Origin of the sequence: Nocardioides mangrovicus (assembly GCF_003674065.1) — a bacterium.
Taxonomy (GTDB): Bacteria; Actinomycetota; Actinomycetes; order Propionibacteriales; family Nocardioidaceae; genus Marmoricola; species Marmoricola mangrovicus.
In genome coordinates this window covers 614,050-628,421 of the sequence record NZ_RDBE01000010.1, presented here as the reverse complement: position 1 = coordinate 628,421, position 14,372 = coordinate 614,050, and the positions used below count along the sequence as shown (strand labels likewise).

The 14,372-nt window shown below is 72.4% G+C and carries 15 protein-coding genes; 9 read left to right on the top strand and 6 right to left on the bottom strand.

Annotation, left to right across the window (positions count from 1 at the left end):
• The first annotated feature begins 37 nt into the window (after positions 1-37).
• From D9V37_RS17590 to D9V37_RS21025, 3 genes are all read left to right on the top strand, one after another.
• Positions 38-1,006, top strand: a complete 969-nt coding sequence (locus D9V37_RS17590; RefSeq protein ID WP_121807428.1) for a glutathione S-transferase C-terminal domain-containing protein — start codon at positions 38-40, stop codon at positions 1,004-1,006.
• Between the two features lie 117 nt (positions 1,007-1,123).
• Positions 1,124-2,785 (top strand): APC family permease, encoded by a 1,662-nt coding sequence (locus D9V37_RS17585; protein WP_121807427.1) that lies wholly within the window; start codon positions 1,124-1,126, stop codon positions 2,783-2,785.
• A gap of 906 nt (positions 2,786-3,691) precedes the next feature.
• Positions 3,692-4,417: a diguanylate cyclase domain-containing protein gene (locus D9V37_RS21025; protein WP_408636234.1), complete on the top strand. Its 726-nt coding sequence runs from the start codon at positions 3,692-3,694 to the stop codon at positions 4,415-4,417.
• Here the strand turns inward: D9V37_RS21025 and D9V37_RS17575 are convergent.
• Both D9V37_RS17575 and D9V37_RS17570 read right to left on the bottom strand, forming a co-directional pair.
• Entirely contained in the window at positions 4,401-4,625 is a 225-nt protein-coding gene (locus tag D9V37_RS17575) for a hypervirulence associated TUDOR domain-containing protein (RefSeq protein WP_121807425.1), read from the bottom strand. The two genes, D9V37_RS21025 and D9V37_RS17575, sit on opposite strands and share 17 nt — an antisense overlap.
• A complete protein-coding gene (locus D9V37_RS17570) occupies positions 4,622-5,092 on the bottom strand; it encodes an SRPBCC family protein (protein WP_121807424.1) in 471 nt (156 codons plus the stop codon). The genes D9V37_RS17575 and D9V37_RS17570 overlap by 4 nt, the downstream gene beginning before the upstream one ends.
• A gap of 199 nt (positions 5,093-5,291) precedes the next feature.
• On the opposite strand from D9V37_RS17570, the gene pdhA reads away from it, so the two are divergent.
• The 6 genes from pdhA to D9V37_RS20315 all read left to right on the top strand — a co-directional run bounded on the left by pdhA (position 5,292) and on the right by D9V37_RS20315 (position 10,490).
• Entirely contained in the window at positions 5,292-6,449 is a 1,158-nt protein-coding gene (pdhA, locus tag D9V37_RS17565; protein ID WP_121807423.1) for a pyruvate dehydrogenase (acetyl-transferring) E1 component subunit alpha, read from the top strand.
• Positions 6,446-7,423 (top strand): alpha-ketoacid dehydrogenase subunit beta, encoded by a 978-nt coding sequence (locus D9V37_RS17560; RefSeq protein WP_121807422.1) that lies wholly within the window; start codon positions 6,446-6,448, stop codon positions 7,421-7,423. The genes pdhA and D9V37_RS17560 overlap by 4 nt, the downstream gene beginning before the upstream one ends.
• 10 nt (positions 7,424-7,433) lie before the next feature.
• Positions 7,434-8,876, top strand: coding sequence for a dihydrolipoamide acetyltransferase family protein (locus tag D9V37_RS17555; protein ID WP_121807421.1), 1,443 nt, complete (start codon positions 7,434-7,436; stop codon positions 8,874-8,876).
• A 77-nt stretch (positions 8,877-8,953) separates the two neighbouring features.
• Entirely contained in the window at positions 8,954-9,616 is a 663-nt protein-coding gene (locus D9V37_RS17550; protein WP_198412630.1) for a CDP-alcohol phosphatidyltransferase family protein, read from the top strand.
• Complete coding sequence (locus D9V37_RS20320) at positions 9,613-10,077, top strand: VTT domain-containing protein (protein ID WP_158604514.1); 465 nt, start codon at positions 9,613-9,615, stop codon at positions 10,075-10,077. The genes D9V37_RS17550 and D9V37_RS20320 overlap by 4 nt, the downstream gene beginning before the upstream one ends.
• The gene (locus tag D9V37_RS20315; RefSeq protein WP_158604513.1) at positions 10,074-10,490 is read left to right on the top strand and encodes a GNAT family N-acetyltransferase; all 417 of its coding nucleotides are present in this window, start codon (positions 10,074-10,076) and stop codon (positions 10,488-10,490) included. Before D9V37_RS20320 ends, D9V37_RS20315 begins: the two co-directional genes overlap by 4 nt.
• Before the next feature lie 62 nt (positions 10,491-10,552).
• On the opposite strand, the gene D9V37_RS17540 is transcribed toward D9V37_RS20315, so the two are convergent.
• From D9V37_RS17540 to D9V37_RS17525, 4 genes are all read right to left on the bottom strand, one after another.
• Positions 10,553-12,025, bottom strand: coding sequence for a carboxyl transferase domain-containing protein (locus D9V37_RS17540; RefSeq protein ID WP_121807420.1), 1,473 nt, complete (start codon positions 12,023-12,025; stop codon positions 10,553-10,555).
• A gap of 7 nt (positions 12,026-12,032) precedes the next feature.
• Complete coding sequence (locus tag D9V37_RS17535) at positions 12,033-13,244, bottom strand: aminotransferase class III-fold pyridoxal phosphate-dependent enzyme (protein WP_121807419.1); 1,212 nt, start codon at positions 13,242-13,244, stop codon at positions 12,033-12,035.
• A gap of 68 nt (positions 13,245-13,312) precedes the next feature.
• Positions 13,313-13,498, bottom strand: coding sequence for a hypothetical protein (locus tag D9V37_RS17530; RefSeq protein WP_121807418.1), 186 nt, complete (start codon positions 13,496-13,498; stop codon positions 13,313-13,315).
• Positions 13,459-14,319: a glycosyltransferase family 87 protein gene (locus tag D9V37_RS17525; RefSeq protein WP_121807417.1), complete on the bottom strand. Its 861-nt coding sequence runs from the start codon at positions 14,317-14,319 to the stop codon at positions 13,459-13,461. Before D9V37_RS17525 ends, D9V37_RS17530 begins: the two co-directional genes overlap by 40 nt.
• Between the last annotated feature and the right edge of the window lie 53 nt (positions 14,320-14,372).

Below are 14,372 nucleotides of genomic sequence, written 5' to 3'. Positions count from 1 at the left end.
AGACTTCTTTGCAATGGGTGGTCGGTAGGGTCGAGGTATGCCCGAGGACTACACGCCCACCTACGTCGAGCAGGGCAAGGCCTTCGAGCGCGACACCGACTACATCCCCGACCGGATCACCTCGGGAGCCCGCGATCCCGGCGACCACCACAACAAGTCCGACGGCTCGGGTCGCGAGTACTGGCCGGTCGAGCCGGGCCGCTACCGACTGATCGTCGCGCGTGCCTGCCCCTGGGCCAACCGGGCCATCATCGTGCGCAGCCTGCTCGGCCTCGAGGACGTCATCTCGATGGGCCAGTGCGGTCCCACGCACGACTCGCGCAGCTGGACCTTCGACCTCGACCCGGGCGGCGTCGACCCCGTGCTGGGCTACGAGCGGCTGCAGCAGGCCTACTTCGCGCGCTTCCCCGACTACCCCAAGGGCATCACCGTGCCGGCGATGGTCGATGTCTCGACCAAGGCCGTCGTCACCAACGACTTCCCCTGGATCACCCACGACTTCTTCTTCGAGTGGCGCGAGTTCCACCGTCCCGACGCCCCGGACCTGTGGCCGGCCGAGTGTCGCGAGGAGATGGAGGAGGTGATGCGGCGGATCTACACCGAGGTCAACAACGGCGTCTACCGGTGCGGGTTCGCCGGCTCCCAGGAGGCCTACGACGACGCCTTCGAGCGGCTCTTCGCCGCGCTGGACTGGCTCGAGGAGCGGCTCGCGGAACGCCGCTTCCTGATGGGCGAGGACATCACCGAGGCCGACGTCCGGCTCTTCACCACCCTGGCCCGCTTCGACCCCGTCTACCACGGCCACTTCAAGACCAATCGGTCCAAGCTCGTCGAGCTGCCGCACCTGTGGCGCTACGCGCGCGAGCTGTACGCCATCCCGGCCTTCGGCGACTCGATCGACTTCGACCAGATCAAGGCGCACTACTACCGCGTGCACACCGACCTGAACCCCTCCGGCATCGTCCCCGACGGACCCGACCTGTCCGGCTGGACCACGGCCGTCTAGAGGCCTCGGCCGGCGACGGCCGGTCCGGTCCTCGACTCCTTTCCCACCACGGGGGAGTCGTCCTACTGTGTGGCTCTACCTCGGGGCCGGGCTGTGTGGGATCGGAAGGTTGGGGCCATGACGGCGACCGCATCCGTGGTGGGTGACAGCAAGGGCCTCAAGGCCGGGGCTCTCGGCCTGGTCGGCAGCGTCGTGGTCGGCATCGCCTCCACCGCGCCGGCGTACAGCCTGGCGGCCAGCCTCGGCTACGTCGTCATCGTCCAGAGCGGCGACGGGATCGTCGGCACCAAGGCACCGCTCATCATGGTGCTGGCCTTCATCCCGATGTACCTGATCGCGGTCGCCTACGCCGAGCTGAACAAGGCCGAGCCGGACTGCGGCACCACCTTCACCTGGGCCGCGCGGGCCTTCGGCACCCGCACCGGCTGGATGGGCGGGTGGGGCATCATCGCCGCCGACGTCATCGTCATGGCCAACCTGGCGGCCATCGCCGGTTCCTACTCCTTCAGCCTCTTCGGGTTCGACGAGCTGGCCGGCAGCCTGTTCTGGAGCACGGTCGCGGGCATCGTGTGGATCATCGTCATGACCTACATCTGCTACCGCGGCATCGAGGTCTCCGCGCGTCTGCAGTACGCCCTGCTCGGGGTCGAGATCGTCACCCTGGTGGCGTTCGCGGTGTTCGCGATCGTCAAGGTGTACGCCGGCGACGCGCCGGCGGGTCTCAAGCCGTCGCTGAGCTGGCTCTCGCCCGCGGGGCTGACCCCGACGGCGATCGTGTCGGCCACGCTGATCGCCGTCTTCATCTACTGGGGCTGGGACACCGCGGTGGCCACCAACGAGGAGTCCGACGACCCGGCGAGCACGCCCGGCCGGGCCGCCGTGCTCTCCACGATCCTGCTGCTGCTGATCTACGCCCTGGTCTCGATCTCGACGATCGCCTTCGCCGGCGTGGGCACCCACGGCATCGGGCTGGGCAACGACGCGAACGCCGACGACGTCTTCGCCGCGATGGGCCACGAGGTCTTCGGCGGCGGTGCCGTCGGCTGGATCATGGTGCACCTGCTGGCGATCTGCGTGCTCACCTCGGCCTCGGCGTCGACCCAGACCACCATCCTGCCCACCGCCCGCACGAGCCTGTCGATGGGCGCCTTTCAGGCGATCCCGAGGGCCTTCGCCCGGATCCACCCGAGGTACCTGACGCCCACCGTCTCGACGGTGTGGATGGGCATCGTCTCGATCGTCGTCTACGTCGGGCTGTCGCTGCTGAGCCAGAACATCCTCGCCGACACGATCGCCGCGGTCGGGCTGATGATCGCCTTCTACTACGGCCTGACCGGATTCGCGTGCGTCTGGTTCTACCGCAAGACGATGTGGGACAAGCCGCGCGACATCCTCATGCAGGGGGTCCTCCCGCTCATCGGCGGCGTCGTGCTGCTGGCCTTCTTCGTCGTGGCCTGCAAGACCTACGCCGACCCCGACTACGGCTACACCAGGCTCTTCGGGATCGGCGGCGTGTTCCTCATCGGCATCGGCTCGCTCCTCCTCGGCATCGTGCTGATGCTGGCCTACCAGGCGATGGCGCCGGCCTTCTTCCGCGGCGAGACGCTGCCCAAGCGCGACTCCAGCGACCTGGTGCTGGTCGGCGGCGGCGACATGCCGCGTGGGCCGCGGCTGCCCGACACCCACGAGCGCACGGTCATCGCCCCCGACCTGTCGAACCTGCCGCCTGGGCGGAGCGCCATCGACCCGGCCACCGGCGAGCGCTACGAGCGCGACTAGCCCGGAGTGACCCGTTCATAGGGTTTTCACGGATTCCCGCCCGGGGGTCCCGCCGCTGCCGTCATCCTGTCCTCGAAGGGGGACATGGTGCGCACGTGGCGGCTCGCGGCTGCGGCGACGGCTGCGGCCGTCGCCTACGCGGTCGTGCTCGGACGCCCCCAGCTGGTCGGCGGCGCCGTCACCGCCGTCAGCGACCTGGGCCAGCTGCTGGCCGCCTCGCTCGGCGCGCTCGGCGGCGCGCTCGCAGCTCGGCGCGCCCACGGCCAGCGCCGACGCGCCTGGGCCCTGATCGCGCTGGGCACCGGGTGCTGGGCGCTCGGGCAGGCGATCTGGACCTACGACGAGCTGCTGCTCGGCCAGGAGGTGCCGTTCCCCTCGCTCGCCGACGCCGGCTTCCTGCTCTTCCCCCTGGCCGCCGGTGCGGGCGTCGTGCTGTGGCTGGGCACGCAGCGCGGTCAGCTGGTGGCGCGGGGCCGCGACCTCATGGACGGCGCCATCATCGCCGGGTCGCTGCTCTCCTTGTCGTGGGTGACGATCCTCGGCCCGACCTTCTCCGACGGTCCGGGCAACGGTTGGCTGCCGTTCCTGCTCTCGCTGGCCTACCCGGTGGGCGACGTCGTCATGGCCTCGCTCGCCCTCATGGCGCTGGCGCGCGGCCGTCGCGACGAGCGCACCGCGCTGATGGTGATGACCATCGGCCTGGTGTTCGTCTCCGTCGCCGACAGCACCTTCCTCTACCTCGACAGCATCTCCTCCTTCTCCTCCAGCGACGCGCTGGCCAACGGCGGCTGGTTCCTGGGCTTCCTGCTCATCGGGGCGGGCGGCGCCGGGACGCCGGTCCGCGCCGCGGCCCGGCGGGCCAAGCGGCGCCGGCGTCGCGGGCAGTCCGAGCAGGCACTGGTCTGGATGGCACTGCCCTACCTGCCGCTGACGATCGCGGTGACGGTGCTCGGCACCGAGCTGATGCGCTCCTCGACCAACCAGCGCAGCGTCCTGCTCCTGGTCGCGGCCCTGGTGGCCATGATGCTGCTGCGCCAGTTCCTCACCGTCCGCGACAACCAGCGACTGGTGACGGCGCTCGCCGATGCCCGCGACGAGCTGCACCACCAGGCCATGCACGACGCCCTCACCGGCCTGCCCAACCGGGTGCTCTTCGCGGCGCGGCTCGACCGCGCGCTGAGCCGCGCCCGCCGAGACGTGGCCGTCCTGTACTGCGACCTCGACGGCTTCAAGCCGGTCAACGACGAGCACGGCCACGGTGCCGGCGACGTCTTGCTGCGCGTCGTGGCCGAGCGGCTGGGCGGCTGCGTCCGCAGCTGCGACACGGTCGCCCGCCTGGGCGGCGACGAGTTCGCGCTGCTGCTCGAGGACGGCGGTCACGCCGAGCGCGTGGTCGCCCGCATCGAGGGGGCCTTCGGCGAACCCTTCGACATCGGCGGGATCCTGGTCGAGGTGGCCGTCAGCGTGGGGGTCGCCCACCACCGGCTGCTGGTCGCGCAGGGCGACGAGCCGACACCGGCCCTGGGCCACGCCGAGCTCGCCGACGACCTGATGCGCCGCGCCGACGCCGCGATGTACGCCCAGAAGACCGCCCGTCGCGCCGAGCGGGGCGAGCTCAGCCAGGCCGGCTAGCCGAGACCTCCGAGCGGAGCTTGAGCACCCGGGTGCCGTCATCCTGCTCGATCTCGTAGGCCGGGTCGTCCTTCGAGCCGTCGCGGGTGATCGAGCTGCCCTTGATGGTGCGCGTGACCTTCGAGCGGTGGATCGCGGTCACCTTCCCCGTCGCGGTGCTGCTGCCCCACGACCACGACACCGTGGTGCCCGTGCGGATCACGCTCACGCGGACTGCCCCTCCGCCTCGGCCTTGAGCCGCGGCAGTGTGTCCTTGATGCCCTGCCGGTTGCGCTCGGGGAAGCCGAGCAGCTCCAGGATGCGGCGGTTGTAGCCGGGCACGCGGGAGTAGTCGAACTCCTCGGTGACGCGCGTGCCGGCGCCGTCGGCTCGGGGCTCGAGCCGGTAGCGCCACCGGTGGCCGTTGAAGTGACGCCAGGCGATCAGGCGCCCCTCCTCGTACTCCACCACCGTGTTGCGGATCTTGTACGGCAGCCCGAACAGCTTCATGTCGACGCCGAAGCTGGCGCCCTCGGAGAGCTGGTGCGGCCCGCGGATCGCGCCCGTCAGGCTGCCCGAGCCGTCGATGCGCGGATGCTGGTAGGGATCGCTGAGGATCGCGAACACCCGCTCCGGCGGGGTGTCGACGTCGATCGACTCGGCGACCACTCCTGGGACGACGTGGGACTGGCTCATGCCTCCTTCTTACCCGTCCCTCGATTGGCGACACGCTGGCGGCGACGGGTAGGTTGACGGCACCGCCGCGCTGTGGCCCGGGTCACAACGAGCGGTACGCCGGACCGTCCCGCGCGCCACCCCTGCACGCCGGTCCGTCGGCCCCGACCACCGACCCAGCGGCGACCCCGCACGGGCGGCGACGTGAGAAGGAGCGTGCATGACCACATCCGACTTCGGGCCGGACCTCGTCGAGGTCTTCGGGCCCTCGCAGAGCGACGGCGGCCCCGAGCTGGTGCAGCTGCTCACCCCCGAGGGCGAGCGCGTGCACCGCGCCGAGTTCGACCAGGACTTCTCCGCCGACCAGCTGCGCGGCTTCTACCGCGACATGGTGCTCACCCGGCGCATCGACACCGAGTCCACCGCGCTGCAGCGTCACGGGGAGCTCGGCATCTGGGCCCAGCTGCTGGGCCAGGAGGCCGCCCAGGTCGGCTCCGGTCGCGCACTGCGTCCGCAGGACTATGCGTTCCCCACCTACCGCGAGCACGGCGTCGCCTGGTGCCGCGGTCTCGACCCGCTCCGGCTGCTCGGTCTCTTCCGCGGCATCGACCAGGGCGACTGGGACCCGCGCGAGCACAACTTCGGCAACTACACGATCGTCATCGGCGCGCAGACGCTGCACGCCACCGGCTACGCGATGGGCGTCCAGCGCGACGGCGCGGTGGGCACCGGCGACCCCGAGCGCGACGCCGCGGTCATCGCCTACTTCGGCGACGGCGCCAGCAGCCAGGGCGACGTCAACGAGGCGTTCATCTTCGCCGCCTCCTACAACGCCCCGGTCGTCTTTTTCTGCCAGAACAACCAGTGGGCGATCTCCGAGCCGATCGAGCGGCAGACCCGCATCCCGCTCTACCAGCGCGCGCTGGGCTTCGGCTTCCCCGGCGTCCGCGTCGACGGCAACGACGTGCTGGCCACCTACGCCGTCACCCAGGCCGCCCTGCAGCGCGCCCGCGAGGGCAGCGGCCCCACGCTGGTGGAGGCCTACACCTACCGCATGGGTGCGCACACCACCACCGACGACCCCACCCGCTACCGGCTCTCCGACGACGTCGAGACCTGGAAGCTGAAGGACCCGATCGCCCGCGTGGAGGTCTACCTCAAGCGCAACGGGCTGGCCGACGAGGACTTCTTCGAGGCGATCAGGGCCGAGGCCGACGAGCTGGGTGTGCGGCTGCGCGAGGGCTGCCGGACGCTGCCCGACCCGAACCCGCTGTCGATCTTCGACCATGTCTACGCCGAGAACACCCCCGAGCTGGAGCGGCAGCGTGACGGCTACGCCGCCTACCTCGACACCTTCGACACCGAGGCGGCGCGATGACCACGGTGACCCTGGCCAAGGCGCTCAACGCCGGCCTGCGCAAGGCGATGGAGGACGACCCCAAGGTCCTCATCATGGGTGAGGACGTCGGCAAGCTCGGCGGCGTCTTCCGGATCACCGACGGCTTGCAGAAGGACTTCGGCGAGGACCGGGTCATCGACTCCCCGCTCGCCGAGTCCGGCATCCTCGGCACGGCCGTGGGTCTGGCCATCCGCGGGTACCGGCCGGTGTGCGAGATCCAGTTCGACGGCTTCGTCTACCCCGCCTACGACCAGATCGTCAGCCAGGTGGCCAAGTTCTGCTTCCGCACCCGTGGCAAGGTGCCGATGCCGATCGTCGTGCGCATCCCGTTCGGCGGCGGCATCGGGGCTGTGGAGCACCACTCGGAGTCGCCGGAGGCGCAGTTCGCGCACACGCCCGGGCTCAAGGTGGTCGCCTGCTCCAACCCGGTGGACGGCTACTGGATGATCCAGCAGGCCATCGCCGCCGACGACCCGGTCATCTTCCTCGAGCCCAAGCGGCAGTACCACGCCGACAAGGCCGAGCTCGACGAGCAGGCCACCCCGCAGCCGCTGTTCACCTCGCGCGTGGTGCGACCCGGCGCTGACGCCACGCTGCTGGCCTACGGTCCGATGGTGAAGACCGCGCTCAAGGCGGCCGGGGCCGCCGAGGGCGAGGGCCGCTCGGTCGAGGTGATCGACCTGCGCACCCTCTCCCCGCTCGACCTGGGGCCGGTCTACGACTCGGTGCGCCGCACCGGCCGCGTCGTCATCACCCACGAGGCGCACGTGAACCTCGGCCTGGGCGCCGAGGTGGCGGCCCGGATCACCGAGGAGTGCTTCTACTCCCTCGAGGCGCCGGTGCTGCGCGTCGGCGGGTTCGACACGCCCTACCCGCCGAGCCGGATCGAGGAGGACTACCTCCCCGACCTGGACCGCGTCCTGGACGCCGTCGACCGCACCTTCGAGTTCTGAGGCGATCGAGATGCCCGAGTACCTGCTGCCCGACCCCGGTGAGGGGTTGACCGAGGCCGAGATCGTCTCCTGGAAGGTCAAGGCCGGCGACACCGTCGCCATCAACGACGTCGTGGTGGAGATCGAGACCGCCAAGTCGCTGGTCGAGCTGCCCTCGCCGTACGCCGGCGAGGTCGACGCGATCCTCGTGCCCGAGGGCGAGACCGTGCCGGTGGGCACCCCGATCATCCGGATCGGTGAGGACGCCGAGGCCGGTGCCCCGGCGAAGCCGCCGTTCCTGGGCGACGCCCCGGCCGAGCAGCCCGAGCAGTCCGTGGAGATCGACCTCTCCAACCCCGCCGCCAGCGGCGGCGGCGAGGGCGAGTCGCTGGTGGGCCGCAACAAGGCCGAGCGCGGTCCGCAGCGCCGGGCCCGACGCGGTGCGGCGACGCCCGCCACCGAGGCGGGGGCCGCCTCCCAGCTGCAGCTGCAGGGTGCCTTCGCGCCGGGTGGTGCGCAGTCTGATGAGGTCGCGCCCGCGGAGGAGTCCCCGGTGCCGGCCACCCCGGTCGCGGTGCCCACCCAGCGCGAGGCGCGGGCGATGGCCAAGCCCCCGGTACGCAAGCTGGCCAAGGACCTCGGCGTCGACCTGGCCACCGTCACCGCCTCGGGCCCCGACGGCGTCGTGACCCGCGAGGACGTCCAGGCCGCCGTCGCGACGTCATCCGAAGAGGTCGCCCTAGCGACCACGTCGTATGACGTCCAGCGGGAGCGTCGCGAGCCGATCAAGGGCGTGCGCAAGATGATGGGGCAGGCGATGGTGGACTCCGCCTTCTCCGCCCCCCACGTCACCGAGTGGATCACCGTCGACGTCACCGCCACCACCGAGCTGGTGGCCCGGCTGCGCCGCCACCGCGAGCTGCGCGACCTCAAGGTGACCCCGTTGCTGGTGCTCGCGCGGGCGGTCTGCCTGGCGATGCGGCGCACACCGGAGATCAACTCGTTCTGGGACGAGGCGGCCCAGGAGGTCGTCTACAAGTCCTACGTGAACCTCGGCATCGCGGCCGCCACGCCCCGCGGCCTCGTGGTGCCGAACGTCAAGGACGCCGAGGCCAAGTCGCTGGTCGAGCTCGCCGAGTCGCTTGGGACGCTGGTGGAGACCGCCCGCGCCGGGCGTACGCAGCCGGCCGACATGGCCGGCGGCACCTTCACCATCACCAACGTCGGCCCGTTCGGCGTCGACGGCGGCACGCCGATCATCAACCCCGGCGAGTCGGCCATCCTCGCCTTCGGCGCCACCAAGCGGCAGCCGTGGGTGGTCGGCGAGGGCGCGGACGAGCAGCTCGCGATCCGCGACGTGTGCACGTTCTCGCTCTCCTTCGACCACCGCCACATCGACGGCGAGCTGGGCAGCCGGTTCCTGGCCGACGTCGCTGGCCTCATGAGCGACCCCGGCACGGCGCTGCTGTTCTGAGGCGCGACGGCAGCGGAGAAGGTTGCGCAGCAACCGTCTCGACACCTCCGCCCACCCCGCCCGTTAGCCTGACCACCGTGCAGCTCTCCCGGCGCATCCACGCCGACCCCGCCCGCGAGCGGGTCTGGACCGAGGCCACCATGGTCACGGTGGTGCGCACCATCGTGTGCGTCGGGCTGGCCGGCGCGGCGGCCTACCAGCGCGAGCTGTGGCTGCTGGTGGTCGCGCTGGTGGTGCACTGGGTGGGCGACTCCATCGACGGCTGGTGGGCGCGGGTCCGCGACTGCGAGACACGCACCGGGGCGACGCTGGACATCCTCAGCGACCGCTTCGACCTGGCCGCCTTCTACATCGGCCTGGGCTGGCTGCTGCCCCACCTGATGCCCGCGATCGGGCTCTACCTGGCCGAGTTCCTGGTCGTCGACTGCTTCATCTCGCTGGCCTTCTTGTTCTGGCCGATCACCAGCCCCAACTACTTCTACGTCGTCGACCGCACCATCTGGCGCTACAACTGGTCCAAGCCCGCGAAGGCGGTGAACTCGGCGCTCTTCGGGGTCCTGCTCCTCGTGACCCGCGACCAGGCCTGGGGCGTCTGGCTCGGCGGTGCGATCGCGCTGGCGCTGCTGGTCTACAAGTGCGTGGCGCTGGGCCAGGTGATGCGGCTCGGGCTGCCGATGCCGACGGCATCGCTGCCCAACGAGCGCGAGCTGGTCGACGACTCGACCCACAGCCTCGGATGAAGCTGATCCTCACCACCCTCCTGGTGGGGTTCGGCTCGGCGGTGCTGCCCTTCATCAACATCGAGGCCTACCTCGGCGGCGTCGGCGCGGCGATCAAGCACGTCGGCGTCTGGCAGGTCTCGCTCGCGGCCGCCGTCGGCCAGACGAGCGGCAAGATCGTGCTCTACTACGCCGCCGACTGGGCGATGGGCCTGCCGTGGATCCGCAAGAAGATGGCGACGCCGAAGTGGCAGGAGTCCTACGCCCGCTGGGCCAAGCGCGTCGAGGAGCACCCGGGCCAGACGGCCGCGGTGCTGTTCGCCTCGGCCAGCGCGGGCATCCCGCCGCTGCTGGTGATCGCGGTCCTCGCCGGCAACCTGCGGGTGCGGATCTGGCTGTTCGTCTCCACCGTGCTCGTCGGCCGGTGGATCCGCTTCCTGGTGCTGCTCGGCGCCGCCGACTACATCGTGCACCGGCTGTGACCACGGTCCCGATCGACCCGTCCGACTCGGCGGACCTGCGGCGCGCGGTGCTGCGCAACGGACGCGACCACCCGCCGCTGGGCGACCGCGCCGACGCTCACTACGTCGGCGTCCACGAGCAGGACCGGTTGGTCGCCACCGGCAACATCGGGCCGGAGCCACCCGGTTGGCGCATCCGCGGCATGGCGGTCGACCCGGCCCACCGTGGCCGGGGCCTGGGTACCCAGGTGCTCACCGCGCTGCTGGCCTACGCCGACGACCACGGCGGCGGGATCGTCTGGTGCCACGCCCGCACCGGCGCCCGCTCCCTCTACGAGCGCGCCGGGTTCGTCGCCGTCGGCGAGGAGTGGGCCGACCCCGACCTCGGACCTCACCTGCGGATGGAGCGGCCCGAGCGCGCCCGGGAGGGGTAGTCCGTGACGAACGGACCTCGGATCAGCCGGAAGCAGGGTCCGTTCGTCACGGACTACCCGGCCTACCCGGCGAACCGGGCCGCGCGGCTCCCCACCAGCGCGTCCAGGTCCTGGGCCATCAGCCGGGCCAGCTCCCAGGCCAGCACCTCACCGACGCGGCGGCAGAAAGCCTCGGGCTCGTCGGCGGCGTCGGGGTGCTCGGGCACGACGCGGTCCACGACACCGGCGGCTCGCAGGTCCGCGGCGCGGACGTGCTGGGCGCGGGCCATGTCGGGGGCGTGCGCGGTGTCGCGGTGGACGATGGCGCTGGCGCCCTCGGGCGGCAGCGGGGAGAGCCAGGCGTGCTGGGCCGCGACGACGCGGTCGGCCGGCAGCAGCGCCAGTGCGCCCCCGCCGTTACCCTCGCCGAGCATCAGGCACAGCACCGGTGCGCGCAGCGTCGCCTGGTCGGCCAGGCAGCGGGCGATCTCCCCGGCCAGGCCGCCCTCCTCGGCCTCGGGCGAGAGCGCCGCCCCGGGGGTGTCGATGATGGTCAGCAACGGCAGCCCCAGCTCGACGGCCAGCCGCATGCCGCGGCGGGCCTCTCGTAGCGCGCCGGGCCCCAGTGGGTGGGCCGAGGTCTGGCCGCGCCGGTCCTGGCCCAGCAGCACGCAGGGAGCGTCGCCGAAGCGGGCGAGGGCGAGCAGCAGGCCGGGGTCGGACTCGCCCTCGCCGGTGCCGTTGAGCGGGATCGCGTCGGCGGCGGCGTAGCGCAGCAGCCGGCGCACGCCGGGCCGGTCGGGACGCCGCGAGCGGGTGATCGCCTCCCAGGCGTCGACGTCGGGCACCTCGACGGCCGCGGGCTCGGGGGCGTCGGCCGACGGCCGCGCGAGCAGCACCTCCAGGGCCCGGTGCACCACGTCGCCCACCTCCTCGGGCGGCAGCACGGCGTCGACGATCCCGTGGGCGTAGAGGTTCTCCGAGGTCTGCACGCCGTCGGGGAACGGCTCGCCGTAGAGCGCCTCGTAGACCCGCGGGCCGAGGAACCCGACCAGCGCGCCCGGCTCGGCCACCGTGACGTGGCCCAGCGAGCCCCACGAGGCCATCACCCCGCCGGTCGTCGGGTGACGCAGGTACACCAGGTAGGGCAGCCCGGCCGCGCGGTGCCGCGCGACGGCCGCCGAGATCCCGACCATGCGCACGAAGGCGGGGGTGCCCTCCTGCATCCGCGTGCCGCCGCTGACCGGCGCCGCCAGCAGAGGGACACCCTCGGCGGTGGCCCGGCCGATGGCTGCCACCAGCCGGCCGGCCGCGGCCTTCCCGATCGATCCGGCCAGGAAGCCGAACTCGCAGGCCACCACCGCCACCCGACGCCCGCGCAGCGTGCCCTCGCCGGTGAGCACCGACTCATCGGTGCCGGCCCGCTCCGTCGCCCGCTCCAGGGCCTCGGCGTAGTCCGCGCCGACGCCGTCGCGCTCGGGCGGGGTGTCCCAGGAGGTCCACGGCCCGTCGTCGAGGACGAGGTCGATCAGCTGACGGGCCGACAGGTGCGCCACGAACCCACTATCGGGGCGCGGCGTCGTCCAGGGCCAACCGGAGCCCCTGCGCCGCCTGGTGCGCGCCGTCGGCCACGTGCTGCACGTCGGCGTCGGTCAGCGCGGCGCTCACCACGAAGCTGGGCGCGAGGACGCCGTGGTCCAGCAGGCCGGCCAGGAACAGCCGCTGCAGGTCGGCCGACGGCTCGCCGGCGCCGTCGAGCACGGTGTAGCGCAGGTCCGCGGGCGGGCCGGTGAGCCGCAAGTGCGGCACCAGACCGAGGGCGTCCAGCGCCTCGCGCACCTGCTCGGCGAGGTAGCGGCCCACCCAGTCGAGCGTGGCGACGACGTCCTCCTTGCGGTGCGCCTCCAGTACGGCCGTCGCCGCGGCCAGCGCATGCGCCTGCGCGCCCTGCTCGACCCGCGCATGGCGCATCACCGCCCGGCTCCCCGTCACCGCGCCGACGGCGAAGCCGTTGCCGAGCGCGCCGCCCAGCAGGCGCAGGTCGACCGGTACGTCGAGGGTCGCACCGCCGGGCGTGATCCGGAACGCCGTCCGCCGCTCGTCGAGCACCAGCAGGGAGCCGGCGGTGTCGCACTCGGCGCGGCGTGAGGCCAGGTCGTCGCTGGGCAGCACGACCACCGGGTCGCGGCCGGTCAGGGTGCGGGCGAGATCGACTGCGAGCGCTCGCGCCGCGGCGTCGTCGCCGACGAAGGCCACCATCTCGGCCTGCGGCACGCACGCCAGCAGGGTCTCGGCGGCGTCGACCTCCAGTGCCGCGGGACGCGTGAAGCTCTCACCCATCTCCAGCGCCGCGCGGACGGCGTCGGCCACCCGCGGATGGCGGTGTCCGAGCGCGACCGCCCCGTCGCCGCTGCCCAGCTCGACGTAGCGGTTGCCGTCGACGTCCCAGACGTGCCCACCCTGGCCGCGGGTCAGCACCGGCGCCCGGCCGGCGGGGTACGCCGCACTGCCGCGGGCGGCGGTGGCGGCGCCGCCGGGCACGAGCGCGTCCAGCCGGGTGCTCAGCACCTGCGACAGGCCGCGGTCGTGCACCCGCGTGGTCGGGCCCGGCAGCGGCGCGGTCTGCGGTGCGAAGGCCGGCCGGAAGGCCGTGCTGGGCAGGGTGGTGGGCAGGGTGCTGGGCAGGGTGGTGGGAAGGGTGGTGGGAAGGGTGCTGGGTGCCAGCGGAGCGCGTTGCTGCGGCACCCGGGGCGCCCTGGTGTGCGGTGCGGACATGATGACCCCCGTCGTCCTGGGAGGACAGCAGACCACCTGGGCCCGGGCCTGCCAAGCCTCGCGCCGCGCTATCGGGGCTTCTGCGGGGATTTGTCGCTCGCGTCGGGCACGCGGAGGTCGAGCCCGACGCGACGCAGCACCCGCTCCTTGCGTCGCCAGGTCCACGCGCGCAGCGCGGCCAGCACGAGCACGGCCGCGAGGACGAGCAGCGTGGTCAGGACGGGGTGACCGCCGGTTGCCGTGAGCGTGCCCACGGCTCCACCGTGCCACGCTCCTGCTCGCGCGCCAGCCGCGGCAGCGCGGCCAGGATCGTGAACATCGCGATGCCGCTGACGGGCGTCGCCAACGCCATTGCCGCGGGCAGGCCCCAGCGCCGGTCGGTCAGCGCGCACCACACCAGCAGGGTCAGGGCGACGGGCAGTCGTACGAGGAGCGACGGGAACAGGTCGCTGCCCGTCGGGGCCGAGGTGCCGCGGAAGTGATGGCTCATGAAGCGCAGCCATCCGACCCAGGCGTGCGGCGCGATGGCGAAGGAGACTCCCGCCACCAGGGCGGTCGTCACCAGCGAGACCAGGAGAGGACGCCACTCGCGTCGCAGCGCGAACCACAGCGGCCCCAGGCCGGGCGTGACCTTGGTCAGCAGCGGGAACGCCCAGAGAGCGGGGTAGCGCAGCCCGTAGGCCGCGACCAGGGCCAGCACCCAGAACACGTTGCCCGAGACGATCTCCGGTGTGCAGCACAGCAGCAGTGGGAACACCCACCGCCAGCCCAGCGGCCGGAACAGGTGCACGAACCCCACGACCACCAGCGCGGCGAAGCCCAGCCCGAACACCGGCCACGGCAGGTGGCCGAACGGCGAGAGCAGCTGGGCGAACGCGGGAGAGTAGTTGAAGGCGTCGACCGTACCGGGTGCGTTGGCGTAGAGGTGGTCGCCCTGCAGCGCCACCCAGTACGCGTGCGAGTCGCGGCCCAGCCGGTTGTCCTGCGCGTCGGTCCAGGTCAGCCAGGTCATCGCCAGGCCCGCCAGCCACGTCAGGTGCAGCGGCAGCGAGCGTCGCAGGTCCACCTCGGCCACCCGTCGATGGTAGAGCCGGACCTATCCGTTTCGTCCGGTTTCGGAAATCCAGG